17 protein-coding genes and 1 tRNA gene are annotated in these 20,792 nt (G+C 70.0%); 12 read left to right on the top strand and 6 right to left on the bottom strand.

Annotated elements, in window-relative coordinates; all coding sequences use genetic code 11:
* Positions 1-97 precede the first annotated feature (97 nt).
* The 3 genes from lysS to cls all read left to right on the top strand — a co-directional run bounded on the left by lysS (position 98) and on the right by cls (position 3,457).
* Positions 98-1,612 (top strand): lysine--tRNA ligase, encoded by a 1,515-nt coding sequence (lysS, locus tag QU602_RS14745; protein ID WP_308797214.1) that lies wholly within the window; start codon positions 98-100, stop codon positions 1,610-1,612.
* A gap of 193 nt (positions 1,613-1,805) precedes the next feature.
* Complete coding sequence (locus QU602_RS14740) at positions 1,806-1,994, top strand: hypothetical protein (protein ID WP_308797213.1); 189 nt, start codon at positions 1,806-1,808, stop codon at positions 1,992-1,994.
* On the top strand, positions 1,991-3,457 hold the full coding sequence (gene cls / locus QU602_RS14735; protein WP_308797212.1) for a cardiolipin synthase: 1,467 nt from the start codon (positions 1,991-1,993) through the stop codon (positions 3,455-3,457). Before QU602_RS14740 ends, cls begins: the two co-directional genes overlap by 4 nt.
* Positions 3,458-3,470: 13 nt before the next feature.
* Here cls and QU602_RS14730 read toward each other — a convergent pair whose 3' ends face one another.
* Positions 3,471-7,160 carry an RHS repeat protein gene (locus QU602_RS14730; protein WP_308797211.1) on the bottom strand — a complete coding sequence of 1,230 codons (3,690 nt, stop codon included), beginning with the start codon at positions 7,158-7,160 and terminating at the stop codon, positions 3,471-3,473.
* A 140-nt stretch (positions 7,161-7,300) separates the two neighbouring features.
* Entirely contained in the window at positions 7,301-8,353 is a 1,053-nt protein-coding gene (locus QU602_RS14725) for a pirin family protein (RefSeq protein ID WP_308797210.1), read from the bottom strand.
* Between the two features lie 58 nt (positions 8,354-8,411).
* Between QU602_RS14725 and QU602_RS14720 the strand changes: the two genes are divergently transcribed.
* Entirely contained in the window at positions 8,412-8,876 is a 465-nt protein-coding gene (locus tag QU602_RS14720; protein WP_308797209.1) for a hypothetical protein, read from the top strand.
* Positions 8,877-8,885: 9 nt separating this feature from the next.
* Here QU602_RS14720 and QU602_RS14715 read toward each other — a convergent pair whose 3' ends face one another.
* A complete protein-coding gene (locus QU602_RS14715; protein ID WP_308797208.1) occupies positions 8,886-9,137 on the bottom strand; it encodes a helix-turn-helix domain-containing protein in 252 nt (83 codons plus the stop codon).
* Positions 9,137-9,754 carry a hypothetical protein gene (locus QU602_RS14710; RefSeq protein ID WP_308797207.1) on the bottom strand — a complete coding sequence of 206 codons (618 nt, stop codon included), beginning with the start codon at positions 9,752-9,754 and terminating at the stop codon, positions 9,137-9,139. The genes QU602_RS14715 and QU602_RS14710 overlap by 1 nt, the downstream gene beginning before the upstream one ends.
* Before the next feature lie 181 nt (positions 9,755-9,935).
* Here QU602_RS14710 and QU602_RS14705 point away from each other — a divergent pair, with 181 nt between their 5' ends.
* The 4 genes from QU602_RS14705 (at position 9,936) to QU602_RS14690 (ending at position 14,813) form a co-directional block, all read left to right on the top strand.
* A complete protein-coding gene (locus QU602_RS14705; RefSeq protein WP_308797206.1) occupies positions 9,936-12,464 on the top strand; it encodes an ATP-dependent Clp protease ATP-binding subunit in 2,529 nt (842 codons plus the stop codon).
* Between the two features lie 469 nt (positions 12,465-12,933).
* Complete coding sequence (locus tag QU602_RS14700) at positions 12,934-13,437, top strand: amino-acid N-acetyltransferase (protein WP_308797205.1); 504 nt, start codon at positions 12,934-12,936, stop codon at positions 13,435-13,437.
* A 63-nt stretch (positions 13,438-13,500) separates the two neighbouring features.
* Positions 13,501-14,142, top strand: coding sequence for a hypothetical protein (locus QU602_RS14695; protein WP_308797204.1), 642 nt, complete (start codon positions 13,501-13,503; stop codon positions 14,140-14,142).
* Positions 14,143-14,402: 260 nt separating this feature from the next.
* A complete protein-coding gene (locus QU602_RS14690; RefSeq protein ID WP_308797203.1) occupies positions 14,403-14,813 on the top strand; it encodes a dehydrogenase in 411 nt (136 codons plus the stop codon).
* A gap of 49 nt (positions 14,814-14,862) precedes the next feature.
* Here the strand turns inward: QU602_RS14690 and radA are convergent, their stop codons facing one another.
* Positions 14,863-16,227: a DNA repair protein RadA gene (radA, locus tag QU602_RS14685; RefSeq protein ID WP_308797202.1), complete on the bottom strand. Its 1,365-nt coding sequence runs from the start codon at positions 16,225-16,227 to the stop codon at positions 14,863-14,865.
* 107 nt (positions 16,228-16,334) lie between these two features.
* On the opposite strand from radA, the gene QU602_RS14680 reads away from it, so the two are divergent.
* Positions 16,335-17,540: an NAD(P)-binding domain-containing protein gene (locus QU602_RS14680; RefSeq protein WP_308797201.1), complete on the top strand. Its 1,206-nt coding sequence runs from the start codon at positions 16,335-16,337 to the stop codon at positions 17,538-17,540.
* Positions 17,541-17,648: 108 nt separating this feature from the next.
* Here QU602_RS14680 and QU602_RS14675 read toward each other — a convergent pair whose 3' ends face one another.
* Positions 17,649-18,470 (bottom strand): SGNH/GDSL hydrolase family protein, encoded by an 822-nt coding sequence (locus tag QU602_RS14675; RefSeq protein ID WP_308797200.1) that lies wholly within the window; start codon positions 18,468-18,470, stop codon positions 17,649-17,651.
* A gap of 151 nt (positions 18,471-18,621) precedes the next feature.
* Here QU602_RS14675 and QU602_RS14670 point away from each other — a divergent pair.
* The 3 genes from QU602_RS14670 (at position 18,622) to QU602_RS14660 (ending at position 20,750) form a co-directional block, all read left to right on the top strand.
* A tRNA-Ser gene (locus QU602_RS14670) sits at positions 18,622-18,712 on the top strand.
* A gap of 193 nt (positions 18,713-18,905) precedes the next feature.
* Positions 18,906-19,844, top strand: a complete 939-nt coding sequence (locus QU602_RS14665; RefSeq protein WP_308797199.1) for a hypothetical protein — start codon at positions 18,906-18,908, stop codon at positions 19,842-19,844.
* Between the two features lie 129 nt (positions 19,845-19,973).
* A complete protein-coding gene (locus QU602_RS14660; RefSeq protein ID WP_308797198.1) occupies positions 19,974-20,750 on the top strand; it encodes a tyrosine-protein phosphatase in 777 nt (258 codons plus the stop codon).
* Positions 20,751-20,792: the final 42 nt, after the last annotated feature.

The following is a 20,792-nucleotide window of genomic DNA, read 5'->3' as shown; positions in this document are numbered from 1 at the left end:
ATCAGCCTGCGCTGACCTACGGGCCGGTTCTCGACCACCGGGGGTGGGTGCGCCGCGTAGGCTGGGTGTCGCTTCATCCAGTCGACGAGAGAGAACGATGGCCGACACGCAGACCGACGCCGCAGCCGAGCCGACCCCGGAGGAGATCTCCGAGCAGAAGGCCGTGCGGCTCGCCAAGCGCGACCGACTCAACGACGGCGCCGCGCTCGGCGAGGGCGCCTACCCGGTCAGCCTGCCCATCACGGCCACGATCCCCGAGGTGCGCGACCGCTACGTCGGCCTCGGCGTCGACGAGGCGAGCGGCGACACCGTCGGCATCGCGGGCCGAGTCGTGCACCTGCGCAACACCGGCAAGCTCTGCTTCGCCGCGCTGCAGTCCGGCGACGGCACGCGCATCCAGGCCATGGTCTCGCTCGCCGAGGTGGGCGAGGACTCGCTCAAGGAGTGGAAGGAACTCGTCGACCTCGGCGATCATCTGTTCGTCTCGGGCGAAGTGATCACGAGCCGTCGCGGCGAGCTCTCGATCATGGTGCGCGAGTGGCGGGTCGCAGCGAAGACGATCCTGCCGCTGCCGAACCTGCACAGCGAACTCTCCGAGGAGACCCGGGTCCGCAGCCGATATCTCGACCTCATCGCGCGCGAGCAGGCGCGCGCCAACGTCGTCGACCGTGCCCGCGTGAACGCGAGCCTGCGAGCGACCTTCGCGAACCGCGGCTTCATCGAGGTCGAGACCCCCATGCTCCAGGTCATGCACGGCGGGGCATCCGCCCGGCCGTTCGTGACGCACTCCAACGCGTTCGACACCGAGCTGTACCTGCGCATCGCGCCCGAGCTGTACCTCAAGCGCGCCGTCGTCGGCGGCATCGAGCGCGTGTTCGAGATCAACCGCAACTTCCGCAACGAGGGCGCGGACTCCACCCACTCGCCCGAGTTCGCGATGCTCGAGGCGTACGAGGCGTACGGCGACTACCACTCGATGGCCGCGCTCACCCAGCAGCTCGTCCAGGATGCCGCGATGGTCACGAGCGGCTCGCTCGTGGTGACCTGGGCCGACGGCACCGAGTTCGACCTCGGCGGCGAGTGGCCGCGCATCTCGATGTACGGGTCGCTCTCCGAGGCGGTCGGCGAGCAGATCACGCCCGAGACCGGCATGGATCGGCTCAAGGAGCTCGCCGACGCGGTGGGCCTCGAGGTCGACCACCCGCTGCCCGGCAAGTACGTCGAAGAGCTCTGGGAGCACCACGTGAAGCCCGGGCTCGAGCGCCCGACGTTCGTCATGGACTTCCCGCTCGACACGTCGCCGCTCGTGCGCTGGCACCGGGAGACCCCTGGTGTGGTCGAGAAGTGGGACCTGTACGTGCGCGGGTTCGAGCTCGCGACCGGGTATTCCGAGCTCGTCGACCCCGTCGTGCAGCGCGACCGGTTCGTCGAGCAGGCGAAGCTCGCCGCGGGCGGCGACCCCGAGGCCATGCGCCTCGACGAGGAGTTCCTGCGTGCGCTCGAGTTCGGCATGCCGCCCACCGGTGGCATGGGCATGGGCATCGACCGGCTGCTCATGGCGATCACGGGGCTCGGGATCCGCGAGACGATCCTGTTCCCGCTGGTCAAGTGAGGCGGTGACCCGACCGTGAACGACGACGATCGCAAGAAGCCGTCTCAAGCCCGGATCACGATCTGGGTGGTCGTTACCGCCATCGCGCTCTGGCTCATCGGGTCGGGCGTCTGGGGCCTCATCACCCCGGGCTGATCCGGGCGGTCGGGCGGCGGCACGAAGGTAGCGTCCCGCCGGGTATCCTGGGAGCACTATGGTCGAAGAATTCTGGGCGAACGCCGTGTGGTCGTTGGCGCCGACCGTGCTCATCGGGCTGATCTTCTGGTTCGTCATGCGTGCGATCATCCGTTCCGACCGCACCGAGCGCGACGCGTACTCCCGGATCGAGGCGGAGGAGCGGGCGAAGTTCGCCCGCGAGCGGCCGGCGAACTCGACCCGATGAACTTCGAGGAGTTCTGGGCGCTATTCGTCGTCGTCGGGCTCCTCCTCATCGACCTCGCCATCCGCGTCGTGGCGATCATCGTCGTGCCGCGGAACCGCAAGCCGACAGCGGGCATGGCGTGGCTGCTGGCCATCTTCTTCATCCCGTACTTCGGCGTGCTGTTCTTCCTGCTCATCGGGAATCCGAAGCTGCCGCGGCACCGTCGCCGCAAGCAGGCCGAGGTCGACCGCGCCATCCTCGAAGCGACGCACGGTGTCGAGCGGGTCAGCGACACCCGGTCGTGGCCGTCGTGGTTCGAGGGCATCGTGCAGATGAACCGCAATCTCGGGTCCATGCCGCTCGTGGGGTCGAACAGTGCACAGCTCATCGGCGAGTACCAGGACTCGCTCGACCAGATGGCCGCGGCGATCCGCGATGCCAAGGCGTACGTGCACGTCGAGTTCTACATCTTCGCGCTCGACAAGACGACCGCACCGTTCTTCGACGCGATCGGCGAGGCCGCCGCACGCGGCGTGACCGTGCGCGTGCTCCTCGACCACATCGCGTCGATGCGTGTGCGCGGGTACAAGCAGACGCTGCGCCGGCTCACCGAGATGGGCGTGCAGTGGCACCTGATGCTGCCCGTGCAGCCGTTCAAGGGGAAGTACCAGCGGCCCGACCTGCGGAACCACCGCAAGATCCTCGTGGTCGACGGCGAGGTCGCGTTCATGGGGTCGCAGAACATCATCGACCGCGGCTACAACAAGCGCAGCAACGAGAAACGCGGGCTCAAGTGGAAGGAGCTCGTCGCTCGCGTCGAGGGCCCGATCGTCTCGGGGCTCGACGCGATCTTCTCGAGCGACTGGTACCTCGAGACCGGCGAGGTGATCGTCACCGAGATCCCCGCGTTCGATCAGCCGGGCGAGGAGCAGAACCTCGACTGCCAGCTCGTGCCGTCAGGGCCGGGGTTCCGGAACGAGAACAACCTGAAGCTGTTCCTGTCGCTGCTGTATGCGGCGAAGGAGCGGATCATCATCACGAGCCCCTACTTCGTGCCCGACGAGTCCATGCTCTACGCGATCAGCGGCGCGACCCAGCGTGGCGTGCACGTCGAGCTGTTCGTGTCGGAGATCGGCGATCAGGCGCTGGTGTACCACGCGCAGCGCTCATACTACGAGGCGCTGCTGCGCACGGGCGTCAAGATCTACCTGTACAAGGCGCCGTACATCCTGCACTCGAAGCACTTCTCGATCGACCACGACGTCGCGGTCATCGGGTCGAGCAACATGGACATCCGTTCCTTCGAGTTGAACGCCGAGATCTCGCTGCTCGTTCGAGGTGCGTCGTTCGTCCGCGACATGCGCGAGATCGAGGCCGGCTACCGACGGGACAGCCGCGAGCTCACGCTCGAGGAATGGAAGCAGCAGCCCCTGCGCTCGACCGTGCTCGACAACCTCGCGCGGCTCACCTCGGCGCTGCAGTAGCGCCGGCGCGGGCCTACCACCGACCGCGAGGCGGAAGCCCTGGAGCCGGGGTCGAGGGGAAGAGGAAGGTGAGTCGGGATTTCGTGAGTACGCCGCTGGCGACGGTGCTCTGCGGCACGCGGAGGTAGTGGAGCACCGTGCCATGTCCGGGGTGCGACACCGTGCCTTCGAAGTCCCGAGCGATGAACACGGCTTGAATGCTGTGCCTCTCCCGGTACGCCTCGACCTCGTCCACCGACGCGAACATCCGGGTGTATTTGCGCACCCAGAACGGGGAGGTCTTCGTCCAATACGGGTTCCGCAGGCCGTACACCGTGCCCGAGCCCGGTGTCGACCATTGGCGGAACGCATCGACCTTCATGGCCCGCACGACCCCGCCAGGATCGAGCCTGATGAGATGGCGCCCGTAGTCCCTGACCGACGTACGCGAATCCTTCGCCAAGTAGGTGCCAATGCCGTAGAGGGCACGATCGCTCCCCGACGGGGCTTTGAAGCCCATCTGGCGGATCTTGGTATAGGCGTACAGCTTCGTGCCGTGGAAGTACGCTTTGCCGGTCCGGTCCTTCTTCATCCTGATGCGGAGTGCCGCCGCGCGATGGTCGTCGTCGAGGTGCTTGAGATCGCTCACGAATGACTCGTTCTTGACGATCTTCGGGTTCGCGAGGCGGGTGAAGCCGCGTGAGAGGAGCGCCGACAGGGCTCCGGGTGCGGCTGCGGCGGCGAGCCCGTATCCGGCACGCCGAAGCTCCTCGGACTCGAGCATGCTCGTGTCTGCATCGCCGTACCACTGCGGCTTGTACTGCTTGATGAGCACGGCGGCCGTAATGCCGAGGTTCACGGCGTCGGCGGCGCCCGCGACGACCGCTGCGGCGAACGAGAAGATGGCGGGTGCGCCGACCGGCGTGGCGGCCGCGAGCGTGGGCACGCTGAAGGCGGCAGCCGTGACCGCAACGCCGAACATGACCCAGTTGAGCACCTCGTCGAGGTTCGCGCTCGTGCCGCTCGGGTCGACGTTCATGATCGGGTTCAGGTCGGCATACGCGCGGAGGTTGTGCAGCGGTTCGGTGTCGGGGGTCGTGAACTGCATGAGGCGAGGATCGTAGGTGCGCGAGCCGAGCGGCTGGGTGCCGTCTTCACTGGTGTATTCGCCGGCGTACTGGAACGGATTCCGTGCGATGCCCGTCGCGTCGTTCCCCGGGCCGGTGATCCGGGCGATGCCGTAGTCGGAGTACGAGTAATAGGCGGCGCGGATGCCGTGTTCGTCGGTGGTCTCGACGATGTTGCCGTGGCGATCGGCGTCGGAGTACTGCGTGCCGTCGGGTGTCGTGCGGGCGTGACGTCCGGCGCCGATGAGATAGCTCACCTCGGCAGCGGCATCGGCAGCGGCATCGGCAGCGGCATCGGTGTCCCCGCTCGCATGCGTTTCGTTGACGAGCATGCCGCCGGACCAGTAGTACCCGATGTCAGTCTGTTCGCCGGTGGTCGCGTTCGCTCGCGTGCGCCGTTTGCGGGAGCCGTCCGCCCAGTACGTCGTTGTCGTGATCGTGCCGTCCGCGTCGGTCTGCATCGTGAGCCCGCCCGGGGCGACGGACTCGACGGTGCGGCCGAAGATGTCCTGCCGGGTCTTGGTGACCGCACCCCACGCATCGGTGACCTCGACGAGGCCCGGTGCGGGATACGTCCGGGTCTCCGCGACGCGCACGTGACCGGGACTCACGACGCCATGGTCGATGTTGTCGTGCGCGGCGGTGATCCTGCCGAGTGGGTCGACGATCTCAGTGGACGCGCGACCGGCCGGGTCGGTCACGGTCGTGGCGTTCCGGCCGTGGCGCTCGGCGGACTCGTACGCGGTCGTCGTCGTCAGCCCGGCGGCGGTCTCGGTCAGGAGCCGGCCGAGTACGTCGAACGTCGCGGTCGCGCGGTTGCCGAGCGCATCGACCTGTTCGGTGACGCCACCGTGCCGGAGCGAGGTCACGGTCGTCGTGGTGGCCTCGGCGCTGGACCCCGCGGCGATCGTCTCGCTGCCGGTCATCTCGCCACGGTCCAGGTCGATCGATCTCCGGTGCTGGGTGACGACCGGCTCCGCGTCGGGGTCGCCCCCGGGGAAGACACGTTCTTCGGACACGTAGCCATCCGGCTCGACGGTGTACTCGGTTCGGCTCACAGGCGCGAGTTCCCCGCCGGTCCGCCCGGTGAGCTCCTCGGTCGCGAGGAGGGATGTGCCGTCGTCAGTCAGCGTGTGCCGGGCTCGGGTGATCAATCCGTCCGGTGCGGTCGTGGTCTCGAGCACCGGAAGCCCGATCGGTGGACCGGTCTCGCCCGGGCTGCTCGGGGCATACTCGACCTCGACGACCGTCCCATCGGGCTGCGTGCGGAGCACGAGTCGGCCCACGTCGTCGTACTCGAACTGCTCGGTCAGCGTTCGGGTGGCACCGGTCTCGTCCGAATGCGTGACCTCGGTGACGAGCGGACGGGACCAGTTCACCGGGAGGGCACCCGGATCGGCCGCTCCGCCGGCGGCTTCGGGGTAGGTGAACGTCTGCGACTGCAACTCGAGGTCGCCGGAGGCCGTGGAGGCGACGAGGACCCTCGACTGCAGGGTGTGCAAGGGTCCGTATACCGACCGCACGCGCGTCGATCCGTCGGAGATCTCGCTCTCGTACCGGAATGACGATGCAGGCGCGAGACCAAGATCGACCGGCGTCTGCACATCCGGCCACCCAGAGGCGAGATTCGCGTCACCGAGACTCCAGCTCCGTGTGCTCAGCTCCGTGCCCGAGGCATCCGTGGTACGGAGCGTACTGATGCGCGGCACCTGATCCTCGTGGGACTGCCATGCAACCGACGTGATCGCCCCGGAGCTGCCGCTCAACCGGTCGACGAGGCCGCTGGGCGCATAGCCGACGCGGGCACGATCACCGATCGGGTCCACCACCGAGGTGACCTGGCCGCCGTCGAGTTCGATCCGCCATTCCGACGCGGCACCATGGTCGGGCGGCGGAAGGTTCTCGCCAGGGCGCACGATCACCGCGCCCGGATCCGTCCAGTCCAATGCGGTGACGACGCCGAACTCGTCGACCACCGACAGCAGACGGTGCGGGCTCACCGGGTGCCACGCCCAATCCAACCGCTGCCCCGTCGCGGAGACCCGGGCCACCGGGTCGCCGTCGACGGAGAAATACGTCGTCAGACCTCCGAGTTCGCGGAGGACGAAGGAGTATCCGACCTCACCACGAGCTTCGTCGGGCCGGCCCTGCAGCACCCCGCCGGGCACCTGCTCGAAGCGCACATCCGCCGTCGGATACCCGGAGAGCCCCGACACCTGCGTGTCATCCGCGGCATACCTGCCGCCCGACGAGGGCGACACGTACACGCCTCCCTCGGTGTCGACCCGGCTCAGGCCGATGCCCCACCCCGAACCGAACCCGTACCGATCTTCGGCGCTCGAACGGGAGTCCCAGGTCAGGGTGAGCTCCGCCACAGCCACCGATACGGAGAGCGCGCCGTCGCGCTCGTCGATGAGGCCTTCGAGGCCGTCGCCCAGCCCGAACCCGCCAACCACCGGCGCGCCGGCTCCTGGGTTCCCGGTCGGGGAAGCCCACGCCGAGGTCATGCTGCCGACGACGACGAGCGCTACGGCCGTCAGCGCCGCTCCCATGCCGACGCCCGCACGGCGCGGAATGCCGCCAGCACGACCGATCATCGCCGAAGCATAACAGTATACCGATGAGCGGGTCTATCGAGCGGAAGCGTTGCGCCATTTCTGCAGGTCCGCGCCAGCACTGCTGGCGCGGAGGGACAGAGGTGGCGCGCTGAGCCGCCTCGCGAACGGTGTCGGCCCGGTCAGTCGCGGGGCTTCAGCCGGACGGTCGGCAGCTCGGGCGCGGGCAGTGCGTCGCCGTCGTAGCCGTCGACCGTGCCGAAACGGCCGTCACGGTCGGCACCGTCGATGACGTCGGCCTGCCACTGGCGGCGGAACTCGACGATCTCGTCGTGGTCGCGGCCGATGAAGTTCCACCACATGACGAGCTGTTCGCCGAACGGCACACCGCCGATGAGGATCACCCGGACCGGGGCATCCGATGCGCGCAGCCGCACGCCGTCGTAGCCGGTCGCGAGGTGACCGAGCTCGCTGCGCTCGAGCACGGTCGTATGCCCGGCGACCGCGAGCCCGTCGGCGCCCTCGGGCGCCTCGTCGGCCTCGTCGTCGCGTTTGGGCACGGTCACCCCCACGGGGCCGAGGTCGACGAGCACGCCGTGCTCGAACGCGGGATCGAGGTCGATCCACGCCTCGCCGCCGGCCGGCAGCTCGATCTGGGCGCCGACGAGCGGCGAGAAGGCGGTGACGGATGCCTCGCCTGGCACACCCGGCAGGGACCCCGCGAACACGCGGACGGTCGCGTCGTCGACCGGCACGGGCGTCGTCTCGGCGTGCTCGAAGACGGGCATCGTGTGCCGCGAGGCATCCGGAAGCGCGACCCAGAGCTGGACGCCGTGGAGGCGCGTCGTCCCGGACGTCGAGACCTCGGAGTGCGAGATGCCGCGACCGGCGGTCATGAGGTTCACGGCGCCGGGACGCACGAGTGCGCGCACGCCGGTCGAGTCGCGGTGCTCGATCTCGCCCTCGAACAGCCAGCTGACGGTCTGCAGGCCGGTGTGCGGATGCGGCGGGACCACCATGCCGCCGGTCTCGGCGACCTCGTCCGGCCCATAGTGGTCGGCGAAGCACCAGGCCCCGATCGTGGTGCGGCCGCGCTGGGGGAGCGTCCGGCGCACCTGCATGGCGCGGACGCCGCCCAGCGGAACGTCGCGCGGCTGCAGGACGGTCATGGCAGGGCCGGCAGGCTCGCGCACGGGAACCTGCAACTCGACCGGGTCGCGCTCGAGGTTGCTCACGACGGCATCATACGCGTGCATGAAATTGTGGGGGCGGCGGAGCCGATACCATAGCCGCATGGCTTCCACCTCGCTTCGTCGCGCCGCGCTCGCGGGCGCCGCGCTCGCCTCCGTCTTCCTGCTCGCCGCGTGCGCCCCGGGCACCTCGCCCGCCGAGTCGTACGCGGGCGAGCCCGAGGTCGAGCACGTCGTCGCCGAAGACGAAGAGGGCGCGGCCGAGGAGGAGTCGCACGCCGTCGAGGGCGAGACCTCGGCCGTCTGGCTGCAGCAGGGCGGCCAGCTCGCGATCACCACGTGGGGCTCGTCGACCTGCCCGGTCGTCGGCACCGACATCCGCGTCGTCGAGCCGCGGGGCGAGGGCAACACCGTCGAGATCGTGACGAAGGAGTACGCCGAAGACCAGGTCTGCACGATGGACTTCGTGCCGTACACCACGGTCTTCTGGACCCCGCTCGACGTGACCACCACCGAGCCGCTCACCGTCCGCATCCAGGGCGAGGAGATCGAGGTCCCGATCAAGTAGTCGCGGCGGTCACGGGGCCGACGGGGTATCCGCCCGGCGCCTGACCAGCAGGTCGCCGACCTCGCAGTCGAGCGCCTCGCAGATCGCCTGCAGCGTCGAGAACCTGATCGCGCGTGCGCGGTCGTTCTTGAGCACACTGAGGTTCACGACCGTGACGCCGACGAGGTCGGCGAGCCGCGCGAGCGTGAGACCGCGCTCGGCCAGCAGCTCGTCGAGCCGGCAATGGATGTCGTGGACGTCGGCGGCATCTGCCGGTGCCATCAGACGAGGCCTTCGGTCTCGCGCTGCAGCTTTTCGCCGATCTGGAACGCACCGCCGATGGCGCCGAGCGCGAGGAAGGCGAAGAACGGCAGCCAGCTCGCCGAGAACCTGATCCCCTCGTACGTGTACTCGCTGATCGCCGAGAGCGCGCCGTTCACGGTCATGTTCGTGAGCATCGTGCCCGCGAACCAGCCGACGGCCAGCACTCCGGCGCCCCACCAGGTCAGGCGCACGGTACTGCTCGCGAAGGCGCGACCGCGTGCGAGGTTCCACGCCAGCAGGCCGAGCAGCACGATGCCGGCGATCGAGGCCGCGGCGTGCACGATCGGCTCGGCGACGAGGGCGAACTGCGTCGCCGCGGCCGGTTCGGGGACCGTGACCGTCGCCTGGGCGACGTCCACCTCGACCGGCGTGCCGTTCGGGCCGATCGGCAGTTCGGCACGTTCGCCGGCGAACGGGACGAGCACCGGCACGTCGCGACCGGGCAGGACGTCGATGAGGCGTGCGGCGGCCGACCAGGCGATCGCGCCGATGCCGACCGCTCCGACGGCCATCGTGAAGTACATCGCCAGGGTGTCGCCGCGGGTCATGCGCTTGGGGTCGGTCGAGGTGGTCATGGAGCCCTCCGATTGTGCATATCGAATTTCGATAACATCGATAAACGATACGCTAGGCACATGTGGCGGCAGGTGTCAAGGCACGCTGCGCCCAGGGCGAACAGCCACCCGCGAGGCATCCGATCTGTTTACCCTCGAAGTATCGCGACGCACGCACCTACCCTGCGCGCAAGGAGAGAGCATGTTCGAGAGATTCACCGACCGAGCCCGCCGGGTCGTCGTCTTGGCCCAAGAAGAAGCCAAGATGCTGAACCACAACTACATCGGCACCGAGCACATCCTGCTCGGCCTCATCCACGAGGGTGAGGGCGTGGCCGCCAAGGCGCTCGAGTCGCTGGGAATCTCGCTCGACGCGGTGCGCGAGCAGGTCCAGGACATCATCGGCCAGGGCCAGCAGCCGCCGACCGGGCACATCCCCTTCACGCCTCGGGCGAAGAAGGTCCTCGAGCTGTCACTGCGCGAAGCGCTGCAGCTCGGCCACAACTACATCGGGACGGAGCACATCCTGCTCGGCCTCATCCGTGAGGGTGAGGGGGTCGCGGCACAGGTGCTCGTGAAGCTCGGCGCCGACCTCAACCGCGTGCGTCAGCAGGTCATCCAGCTCCTCTCCGGCTACCAGGGCAAGGAGCAGGTCCAGGTGGGCGCCAACGAGCAGCAGCAGGCTCAGGGCGGATCGCAGATTCTCGACCAGTTCGGGCGCAACCTCACCCAGGCCGCCCGCGAGTCGAAGCTCGACCCGGTCATCGGCCGCGAGAAGGAGATCGAGCGGGTCATGCAGATCCTCTCGCGTCGCTCCAAGAACAACCCCGTCCTCATCGGTGAGCCCGGCGTCGGCAAGACCGCCGTCGTCGAGGGCCTCGCGCAGGCGATCGTGAAGAACGAGGTGCCCGAGACGCTGAAGGACAAGCAGCTCTACTCGCTCGACCTCGGCTCGCTCATCGCCGGGTCCCGCTACCGCGGTGACTTCGAAGAGCGCCTGAAGAAGGTCACCAAAGAGATCCGCACGCGCGGCGACATCATCGTCTTCATCGACGAGATCCACACCCTCGTGGGCGCCGGCGCGGCCGAGGGCGCGATCGACGCCGCCTCGATCCTGAAGCCGCTGCTCGCGCGCGGCGAGCTGCAGACCATCGGCGCGACCACCCTCGACGAGTACCGCAAGCACTTCGAGAAGGACGCCGCGCTCGAGCGTCGGTTCCAACCGATCCAGGTCGCCGAGCCGAGCCTGCCCCACGCGATCAACATCCTCAAGGGGCTGCGCGACCGGTACGAGGCGCACCACAAGGTGTCCATCACCGACGGAGCGATCGTCGCCGCGGCGAACCTCGCCGACCGCTACATCAGCGACCGGTTCCTGCCCGACAAGGCCATCGACCTGATCGACGAGGCCGGCGCACGCCTGCGCCTGTCGATCCTCTCGTCGCCGCCCGAGCTGCGCGAGTTCGACGAGAAGATCTCGGTCGTCCGCGCCGCGAAGGAGACGGCGATCGAGGAGCAGGACTTCGAGAAGGCCGCGTCGCTCCGCGACGAGGAGAAGCAGCTGCTCGGCGAGCGGCTGCGCCTCGAGAAGCAGTGGAAGTCGGGCGACGTCAAGACCACCGCGGTCGTCGACGAGGGTCTGATCGCCGAGGTGCTCGCGCAGGCGACCGGCATCCCCGTGTTCAAGCTCACCGAGGAGGAGAGCTCGCGGCTGGTCTTCATGGAGAAGGCGCTGCACGAGCGCGTCATCGGTCAGGAGGAGGCGATCTCCGCCCTGTCGAAGACGATCCGCCGCACGCGTGCGGGCCTCAAGGACCCGAAGCGCCCCTCGGGGTCGTTCATCTTCGCCGGCCCCACGGGCGTCGGCAAGACCGAGCTCGCCAAGGCGCTCGCGGAGTTCCTCTTCGACGACGAGGCCGCGATGATCTCGCTCGACATGTCGGAGTACGGCGAGAAGCACACCGTCTCGCGGCTGTTCGGCGCCCCTCCCGGGTTCGTCGGCTTCGAAGAGGGCGGCCAGCTCACCGAGAAGGTGCGCCGCAAGCCGTTCAGCGTCGTGCTCTTCGACGAGATCGAGAAGGCGCACCCCGACATCTTCAACTCGCTGCTGCAGATCCTCGAAGAGGGGCGCCTGACCGACGGTCAGGGGCGCGTGGTCGACTTCAAGAACACCGTCATCATCATGACGACGAACCTCGGCACGAAGGACATCTCGGGCGGGCCCGTCGGCTTCCAGATGGAGGGCGACTCGCGCACCGGGTACGACCTCATGCGTGCGAAGGTGAACGAGGAGCTGAAGAAGCACTTCAAGCCTGAGTTCCTGAACCGCGTCGATGAGATCATCGTGTTCCCGCAGTTGTCGAAGGAAGAGCTGCTGCAGATCGTCGACCTGTTCATCAAGCGGCTCAGCGAGCGCATGCTCGACCGCGACATGACCGTCGAGCTGACGCAGGCGGCCAAGGAACGGCTCATCGAGGTCGGGTTCGATCCGACGCTCGGCGCCCGGCCGCTGCGTCGCGCGGTGCAGCACGAGATCGAGGACCGCCTGTCGGAGAAGATCCTGCACGGCGAACTCAACTCGGGCGACCACGTGCACGCCGACTTCAAGGACGGCGAGTTCGTGTTCACGACCACGCAGCGTGCGCTGCCGGTCGGCATCGGCGTGAACGCCGGCGCCGCGCTCGGCACAGGGTCGGCGACGCCAGACCTGGCGGCCGCGTCGGGCGACTAGATCGTCGGGCCCGCGGGTCACGTTTCGCTCACGAGGGGCGGATGCCATGAGGCATCCGCCCCTCGTGTGTGTCCCATGCCCCTGGCCCGTGCTCAGGACGAACGGGTGGACACGCCGCGGTGGGGGTGCGCGCCTGCGGCGCGGCGCGTCGCGCTTCCTGAGGGGGCGGATGGTGCGGTGGGGCCGGGCCTGGCCTGGCCAGGCCGGGCCTGGCAGGGTGATGCGGGCGGATGCTCCGCCGGTATCGCGTGCTGCCGTTCTCCTTGCTCAGGAAGAACGGGTGGACACGCCGCGGCGGAGGCGCGCGTCTGCGGCGCGTCGCGTCGTGCTTCCTGAGCAAGGAGCGCGGGGGGTCAGGACCGCGGGAGCGCGGATGGTGCGGTGGGGCCGGTGAGTGTGGCATCGGGCGGATGCCTCGTGCGCGGACTGGCGCGGCGAGCGGATGCGTCGGCGGCCATACGATGGGCGGATGAGCGGTTTCAGGGTGCGCCGGGCGCGCACGAGCGACGTGGTGAAGATCGTCGACCTCGTGGAGCCGCTCGTGCAACGACGCATCCTGCTCGGCAAGGAGCGCGTCGACCTGTACGGGTCGCTGCAGGAGTTCCGCGTCGCCGAGACCGACGCGGGTGAGGTCATCGGCTGCGGCGCGCTGCACGTGATGTGGGAGGACCTCGGCGAGGTGCGCACGCTCGCCGTCTCCGACGAGTGGCTCGGCGCCGGGGTGGGACACGCCCTGCTCGATGCACTCGAGGCGGATGCCCGCGAACTCGGGTTGTCGCGGCTGTTCTGCCTGACGTTCGAGGTCGGGTTCTTCGGCCGGCACGGCTTCGAGGACATGGGGTCCGAGACCGTCGATCCCGAGCTCTACGCCGAACTCCTGCGCTCACGGGATGAGGGCGTGGCGGAGTTCCTCGACCTCGCGCGCGTCAAGCAGAACACCCTCGGCAACACGCGGATGCTGAAGCTCCTCTGAGCGTCCACCGGCGCGCCGGAGCGTTGCCGCCGGTTCGCATCGGCGCGGCCGTACCCTGTGCACATGTCGACGAACCAGTCCCCGGCCCGGCGGCACTCGCCCGCCGTGTACCGGCGTCGCCGGCTCGTGGTGCTCCTCGGCCTCGTCGCCGTGATAGTCGCGATCGTGCTCATCGTGGTCCGGCCCGGAGCGAGTCAGGGCGAGACGGGCGGCGGGGCCGGCGACACGGCCACGCCTTCGACCGAGACGGCTGCCGATCCATCGGCCTCGCCGTCGACTGACCCCGGTGCGGCAGGCGGTGGCGCCTGCACACCCGAGCAGGTCATCGTCGAGGCGATCACCAACCAGACCGAGTACGCCGAGGGCCAGCAGCCCGAGCTCTCGATCACGATCAGGAACATTGGCGACGCCCCGTGCACGATCAATGCCGGCACCAGCGCGCAGGTGTTCACCATCACGAGCGGTGCGGAGACCTACTGGACGTCGACCGACTGCCAGACCTCCCCGAGCGACGCCGAGGTCACGCTCGAGCCCGGTGACCCGATCAGTTCGAGCGTGCCGATCATCTGGGACCGAACGCGGTCGAGCGTCGAGACCTGCGACGGCCCGCGCGAAGCCGTGCCCGCTGGCGGCGCGTCGTACCACCTCGACGTGACGGTCGACGGCATGCCGTCGACGGCGTCGAAGCAGTTCCTGCTCTACTGAGTGCCGGCCCGCGCCCCCTGGGCCCGCGCCGCCTGGGCCCGCGCCGCCTGGGCCCGCGCCGTCGGCTACGCCGCCGAGTGATGCCGAAACGTCTCGAACGACCGCTCATTCCGTTCACACTCGAGGCGTTTCGGCATCACTCGGCGAGGGGGGCTCCGGGGCGAAGGGGGCGCCGGGGGGAGGGGGCGCCGGGGCGAGGGGGCGCCGGGGGAGTGGGGCGGACGGCCGGTGGAGGGAGGGCGGGCGGATACGCTGGAGGGATGGCCGGGAAGAAGCGCAGCGGGAAGTCAGAGACGCCAATCGAGTTCCGGTCGCAGGCGCTCGCCGAGGCGCTCGAGAAGCAGGATGTCGCGGCCGTGGCGCTCGCGCTGCGGCACGGCAACACAGTGGTGCCGCTCATCAAGCCCGGCCCGCGGGACAAGCCGCTGGACGGCGGCGAGGTCTGGACCTACCGCGATGTGAAGACGGGCGAGGTGGCGCTGCTGCTGTTCAGCGACGCGGCGAACAAGCCGGAGAACCTGCCGCCCGCGGTGGGACTGCAGAGCCCCGCGTGGCTCCGGTCGTTCCTGAAACGCCACGAGTCGACGATCACGACCGTGTTCCTCGACATCGCCGGCCCGCACCCCATGCAGGCGTCACCGACCGAGCTGCTGAAAGCGCTCGACGCCTAGCACCAGGGCCGAGGCCGGGGGCCGAGCCGGCTCATAGCGGTGCCGGCGCTCAGAACGCGCGATCGAGTTCGCGCTCGCGTGGGTCGCCCGCGGCGATCATGGCGCGTTCGACGGCGGCTCGCACGCTGCCGGCCTCGACGTCGAGGATGGTCGAGTAGCCGAGCCGGGATGCCTCGGACGTGCGCTGCTTCGCCGCTGACACCGGGCGCACCTCGCCCGCGAGGCTGATCTCGCCGAACGCGGCGAGCTGGTGCGGCACCGCGCGGTCGCGGACGGCCGAGGCGATGGCCACGGCGATCGCGAGATCGGCCGCCGGCTCGATGAGCCGCACGCCGCCCACCGTCGAGACGTACACGTCGTGTTCGCCGATGCGGCGCAGGCCGGCGCGGCGTTCGAGCACCGCGAGGATCATCGCGACCCGCGAAGGATCGACGCCGTTCACGACCCGACGGGGCTGTGGCGCCTTCGACTCGACGACGAGCGCCTGGACCTCGACCGGAAGCGCACGACGGCCCTCGAGCGCGACCGTCACGCACGTGCCGCTGACGGCCGCCCGGGAGCGACTGAGGAACAACCCCGAGGGGTCGGGCACCTCGGCGATGCCGTCGCCGGTCATCTCGAAGCAGCCCACCTCGTCGGTGGGGCCGAACCGGTTCTTCAGCGCACGCACGAAACGCAGCGAGGTCTGCCGGTCGCCCTCGAACTGGCAGACGACGTCGACGAGGTGCTCGAGCAAGCGCGGCCCGGCGATCGTGCCGTCTTTCGTGACGTGCCCGACGATGAGCACGGGCAGCTGCCGCTCTTTCGCCACCCTGATCAGCGTCGACGCGACCTCACGGACCTGACTCGGTTGACCGGGAAGCCCGTCGGAGAGCGAGCTCGACACCGTCTGCACGGAGTCGACGATGAGCAGGTCGGGCTCGACCGAGTCGACCTGGCCGAGCAGGGTCGCGAGATCGGTCTCCGACGCGAGATAGAGCTCGGGGACGAGCGCGCCCGTGCGCCCGGCTCGCAGGCGGACCTGCGCGGCGGACTCTTCGGCGCTGACGTACAACACCCGTCGCCCGCCGGCCGCCACGCGCGCGGCGACCTCGAGCAGCAGGGTCGACTTGCCGACCCCGGGCTCGCCCGACAGCAGGATGGCGGCGCCCGCGACGAGCCCGCCGCCCAGCACCCGGTCGAACTCGCCGATGCCGCTCGGCCGGTGCGCCGTGTGGTCCGCCTCGACCTCGGCGATCGGCCTGGCCCGACGTTCGCCGACCGGCGTCACGGGCTTCAGCGTGCGCAGGATGCCGGTGGGCTCGGCCGCGTCGAGAACGGTGCCCCACTGCTGGCACTCGGCGCAGCGGCCGACCCACTTGACGGTGCTCCACCCGCACTCGCTGCAGCGGAAGGACGACGCGGGTTTGGCCATGGAGCGAGGATAACCGCTGCCGCCGACATGGCCGCGGCCGACACGGGCGCGCTCCGTCCTGCCGCGTGGGGCTCGCCGCGAGCGCCGCATCGGCCTACGCTGGCCGCATGTCCGCGGACGTCGACGTCCTCGTGATCGGTGCCGGACAGGCCGGCCTCGCGGTGAGCCATGAGCTGACCGCGCTGGGGGTCGAGCACGTCGTCTTCGAGTCCGACGGCGTGGGCGCGGCGTGGGCGCACCGCTGGGACTCGCTGTGCCTGGTCACTCCGAACCACACGATCCGGCTGCCGGGCGGTGAGTATCGCGGACCGGAGCCTTCCGGCTATCTGGCGCGCGACGAGATCGTGTCGCATCTGCGCGCCTACGCCGAGTCATTCGGCGCGCCGGTCGAGGCCGCGCGGCCGGTCACCGCACTCACGCCCGATGACGGCGGATTCCGCGCCGACACCCCCGCAGGAGCCGTGCGCGCGCGGCGCGTCGTGGTCTGCACCGGTGCCTATCAGCGCGAGTACCTCCCGCCGTGGACCGAGCCGCTCGCGCACCGCGTGCCCGTCGTCGGCTCGGGCGAGTACCGCTCGCCCGCGTCCCTTCCCGGCGGCCCCGTGCTGGTCGTCGGCGGAGGCCAGAGCGCCGCCCAGATCGCCGAAGAGCTCTGCGGTGCGGGTCGCGAGGTCGCCCTCGCCGCGGGCGCGGCACCGGCCATGCCGCGTCGCATCGCGGGCCGTGACGGCGTCGACTGGCTCATCGATGCCGGGTTCTTCCAGCACACGCTCGCCGACATGCCCTCGTCGACGGTTCGGCTCGCGCCGAACCCACTCGCCACCGGTGCGCACGGCGGCCACGATCTCACGCTGCGCACGCTCGCCGCGGCCGGCGTCGCCCTGAGCGGACGCGTGACCGCCGTCGACGGGGACCGCGTCGTGGTCGCCGACGACCTCGCCGCATCGGTCGCCGTCGGCGACGAGGCCTACCGGCAGATCTGGAACGCCGCGACCACGATCGCCGCCGAACGCGGGCTGCGGGGCCCGGAGCCGCTCGTCCGCGACGAATCGCCGCTCGTCGCCACCGCGCCACCGCCGCTCTCGGAGCTCGGGGCGGTCGTCGTCGCGTGCGGGTTCCGGCCCGCGTACTCGTGGATCCGGGTGCCCGACCTCGTCGACGAGCTCGGGTTCCCGACGCAGGACCGTGGGCGGAGCATCCGCATCGCCGGGCTCTTCTTCGTGGGCGTACCGTGGATGACCTCGCGCAGGTCCCCGCTGTTCATGGGCGTGGGCGAGGATGCGGCGATCGTCGCCTCGCAGCTCGCGGCATGAACGCGACGGCCGGCGCCGCCGGGTGGACAGCCAGGGCGTGTCGTCGAACCGTGTACTGGCGTTCAGGTGGTGTGGAAATCGGTCAGGATCGGTCCCAGCAGAGCTGGGCTAGGCCGCCGACGCGTACCGGTCGGAGGGTGCCGCATCGGCGTGCGCCCGCCGCGCGAGGCTCGCGAGCACTCGCGCGAGCCGGGCGTCGACCGCCGGCCGGAACGCGCCCGCCCAGACCCGGTACCCGGCGTCGTTCGGGTGGAACATGTCCCGCGCGAACTCGGTCAGGATGCCGCGCAGTCCCTGACGCCGCGTGTGCTCGTGCAGCGGCACGACCTGGAGGCCGTACTCGCGGGCTGCCGCGCGCAGCATCCGGTTCGCCTCGGCGACCTTGCGCTCGTTGCGCGGAAGATAGAAGCAGGGCACATCGGCGACGATCGCGTGCGCCGGCAGCGCGGCGAATATGGTGCGAATGTTCCGGTCGAACTCGGCCGGGTTCCACAGGGCGATGTCGTTCGCGCCGATCGAGACCGTGACGAGGTCGGGCTCCGCGCGGAGCCGGGCGAGCTTCGGCAGCTGGTCGCGCACCGCGAGCGCCGTCGTCGCGCCTGAGACGCTCAGGTTCATGGCGTGCACGACGCGGCCGGTGCGCTCGGCCGCCCGTTCCGCGAGCAGCCCGACGTAGCTGAGGCCCGGACCGCTCGCGCCGATGCCCTGCGCCGTACTGTCGCCGATGGCCACGTACAGGAGGTCGCCGCCCTCGGCGGCGCGGTCGCGCCACCACTTCGAGTGCACCGGCAGGGTGTCGTTCAGCGTCGCCGCGTTCTCGGTCACGAACGCGCGGAACCGCGGCACACCGAGGTGGCCGAGCAGGGTGGCCGCGGTGTGCCGGACGCCGTCGAGCAGCCGGACGGCGGGGGCCGGGGGAGAGGTGTCCATAGCTGCCGCCGACGCTACGCGCGGCGGCTGCACGGCTGCTGGTGGTCGGCTGCGCACCGGCTGGGTGCGCGGCAGCGGGCGAGCGGATGCCTCGGTCGAGGCATCCGCTCGCATTTTGGTCTGCGCGGGCCGATCGCCTAAGATCTATCTCGGTACCGTGTCCGAGCGGCCGAAGGTGCAACTCTCGAAAAGTTGTGTGGGTCTAAAGCCCACCGTGGGTTCAAATCCCACCGGTACCGCCAACGAAACAGACAAAGCCCCTCCGTTTTTGGAGGGGCTTCGTCGTGTTCCGGTGAACAGCGGTGTCGACGCGGCGGGACGAGCACTGCCCGCATCCGTGTCGGTCACGTGAGAGGGGCGGGATGGCTCGTTCCACTGGTGGCGGTCGGATGAGAACGGGGATATGGTGACGGTGCCTCATGATCGGAGGATGCCGTGTCGACTCCCCGTGACCCGTCACCCCGGCGGCACCACCCGCACCGCCGGATCCTCGTCGCGCTCGCCGCGTTGGGATTCGCGGCGGGTCTGCACGCGATCACCGGAACCGCGGCCCAGGCCCAGCCGACCGATGTCTGGGTGCCGGCCGAGGGGCTGACCGTCACCGCCGAGGCGGTGGAATGCGGTGCGCTGGGCGGTACGGCTGGGGAGGGCGTCATCACGGTCACGGTCGACGACCCGGAGCGCACATGGGGCTACGCCGTGCGCGGCGCCACCCTGGACATCGCGAGCCCGGCGTCGGACAACTCCGGCAACGCAGAGATTCCCATCGGTGCCGGGCCCGGCGCCTACTACGTCGCGGTGTTCCACCTGCCCGAGAACGGCGTGATCCCGGTCACGACGACCGGGTTCACCATCTCGCCGTGCGCGCCCGGGCCGCCGATGTCGATCTCGACCACGTGCGCCATCGAGGGCGGCAGTGCCGTCGCCGATGCCGTGATCTCGGGCCTGGCCCCGTCATCCGAGTATCGGCACACGTTCGTCGATGCGGCAGGGAACGTGATCGGCGAACCGGTCACGTTCGAGGCCGAGGCATCCGGAACCGCCCTGGTGTCCTCGGTACCGCTCGCGGACGATGCCGCGTATCGCGCGGAGCTCGCGTGGCTCCCGCCCCCGGTCGACCTCGCCGAATGGCCGCCGACCGAGTTCGTGCCCGCCGAGTCGCTGCAGGTTTCGAACGTGGACTTCCCCATCGGCACGTGCGCGGCTCCGGCGACGGCTGCCGCCCCGCCGCCGTCCACGGCGCGGCCGGCCGGCCCGTCGCTCGCGGAATCCGGCGGGCCGGACGCGAGCGGATGGCTCGTGCTCGTCGCTGCATGCTCGGCGCTCGGCGTCGCCGCGCTCGCGTTCGCGCGCAGACGCCGTGCAGGGGCATGACCGGGTTCTCGATTGCCGGTGACGCGGTCTCCGAGATGCAGCAGGACGCATGGCGCGCGGCCGACTCGGGGTGATCGCACACGAACGGCCGATCCCCCCGCCGACGAAGTGGGACGATAAGCTCCGTTCATGCAGATCGCGTCGCTCGTCAACTTCCGGGACACTGGCGGGTTGCCGCTCATCGATGGCGGACGCACTCGTGCGGGCGTGCTGTTCCGCTCGGCCGCGCTCAACGCGCTGACCGAGGAGGGGCTGCACGACCTCGCCGCTTCGCCGGTCGGCGTGATCGCGGACTTCCGGACGGGTGTCGAGCGCGGCATGGCCGCCGATCGGCTGCCCGTGTCGCGCCCGTTCGAGATCGTGCTGCTCGAGCTGCTCGAGGGCGCATTGCCGCAGCCGGCCGTCGGTGCCGACGGCGCGGTCGCCCCCGAGGCGTTCGCCACGGTCTTGTCGCAGCTGCCGACGCTCGGCGAGCTCTACGTCCGGATGCTGCAGCACGGCGCCGAGACCTTCGCGAAGCTCGCCCGGCTGATCGCCGCTTCGCGTGATGACGCACCCACCGCCGTGCTCGTGCACTGCACCGCGGGCAAGGACCGCACGGGCGTGGCCGTCGCCCTCATGTTGGACGCGGCCGGCGTCGAGCGCGAGGCCATCATCGCCGACTATGCCGTCTCGCAGCAGCATCTCGCCGGGCCATGGGCGGACGGCATGATCGCGATGCTGACGTCGATGGGCGTGCCCATCACCGCCGGCCTGCGCACCCTCGTGACCGAGACACCACCGGAGGCGATCGAGCAGGCGCTAGCGTGGGTCGATGCCGAGCATGGCGGGAGTGCGGGCTACCTCGCCTCGGGTGGTCTCGGCGCCGACGACCTCGCGGCGCTGCGCCACCGCATCCGGGCCTGAAGGCTCGAAACGCCTGTAGCACATTCCCCCATCGACGCGACC

This window comes from Agromyces protaetiae, assembly GCF_030866785.1.
Classification (GTDB): domain Bacteria; phylum Actinomycetota; class Actinomycetes; order Actinomycetales; family Microbacteriaceae; genus Agromyces; species Agromyces silvae.
The sequence above is the reverse complement of the archived record's forward strand: the minus strand, read 5'-3'. Positions and strand labels throughout refer to the sequence as shown.

What these genes read in the sequence shown, in the direction of transcription:
- QU602_RS14715 (WP_308797208.1), bottom strand. Translation starts at nt 9,137, where the DNA reads ATGGCACCGGCAGATGCCGCCGACGTCCACGACATCCATTGCCGGCTC.
- QU602_RS14695 (WP_308797204.1), top strand. Translation starts at nt 13,501, where the DNA reads ATGTCGACGAACCAGTCCCCGGCCCGGCGGCACTCGCCCGCCGTGTAC.
- QU602_RS14710 (WP_308797207.1), bottom strand. Translation starts at nt 9,754, where the DNA reads ATGACCACCTCGACCGACCCCAAGCGCATGACCCGCGGCGACACCCTG.
- QU602_RS14705 (WP_308797206.1), top strand. Translation starts at nt 9,936, where the DNA reads ATGTTCGAGAGATTCACCGACCGAGCCCGCCGGGTCGTCGTCTTGGCC.
- QU602_RS14700 (WP_308797205.1), top strand. Translation starts at nt 12,934, where the DNA reads ATGAGCGGTTTCAGGGTGCGCCGGGCGCGCACGAGCGACGTGGTGAAG.
- QU602_RS14660 (WP_308797198.1), top strand. Translation starts at nt 19,974, where the DNA reads ATGCAGATCGCGTCGCTCGTCAACTTCCGGGACACTGGCGGGTTGCCG.
- QU602_RS14740 (WP_308797213.1), top strand. Translation starts at nt 1,806, where the DNA reads ATGGTCGAAGAATTCTGGGCGAACGCCGTGTGGTCGTTGGCGCCGACC.
- QU602_RS14690 (WP_308797203.1), top strand. Translation starts at nt 14,403, where the DNA reads ATGGCCGGGAAGAAGCGCAGCGGGAAGTCAGAGACGCCAATCGAGTTC.
- QU602_RS14675 (WP_308797200.1), bottom strand. Translation starts at nt 18,470, where the DNA reads ATGGACACCTCTCCCCCGGCCCCCGCCGTCCGGCTGCTCGACGGCGTC.
- QU602_RS14680 (WP_308797201.1), top strand. Translation starts at nt 16,335, where the DNA reads ATGTCCGCGGACGTCGACGTCCTCGTGATCGGTGCCGGACAGGCCGGC.
- cls (WP_308797212.1), top strand. Translation starts at nt 1,991, where the DNA reads ATGAACTTCGAGGAGTTCTGGGCGCTATTCGTCGTCGTCGGGCTCCTC.
- QU602_RS14720 (WP_308797209.1), top strand. Translation starts at nt 8,412, where the DNA reads ATGGCTTCCACCTCGCTTCGTCGCGCCGCGCTCGCGGGCGCCGCGCTC.
- QU602_RS14730 (WP_308797211.1), bottom strand. Translation starts at nt 7,160, where the DNA reads ATGATCGGTCGTGCTGGCGGCATTCCGCGCCGTGCGGGCGTCGGCATG.
- lysS (WP_308797214.1), top strand. Translation starts at nt 98, where the DNA reads ATGGCCGACACGCAGACCGACGCCGCAGCCGAGCCGACCCCGGAGGAG.
- radA (WP_308797202.1), bottom strand. Translation starts at nt 16,227, where the DNA reads ATGGCCAAACCCGCGTCGTCCTTCCGCTGCAGCGAGTGCGGGTGGAGC.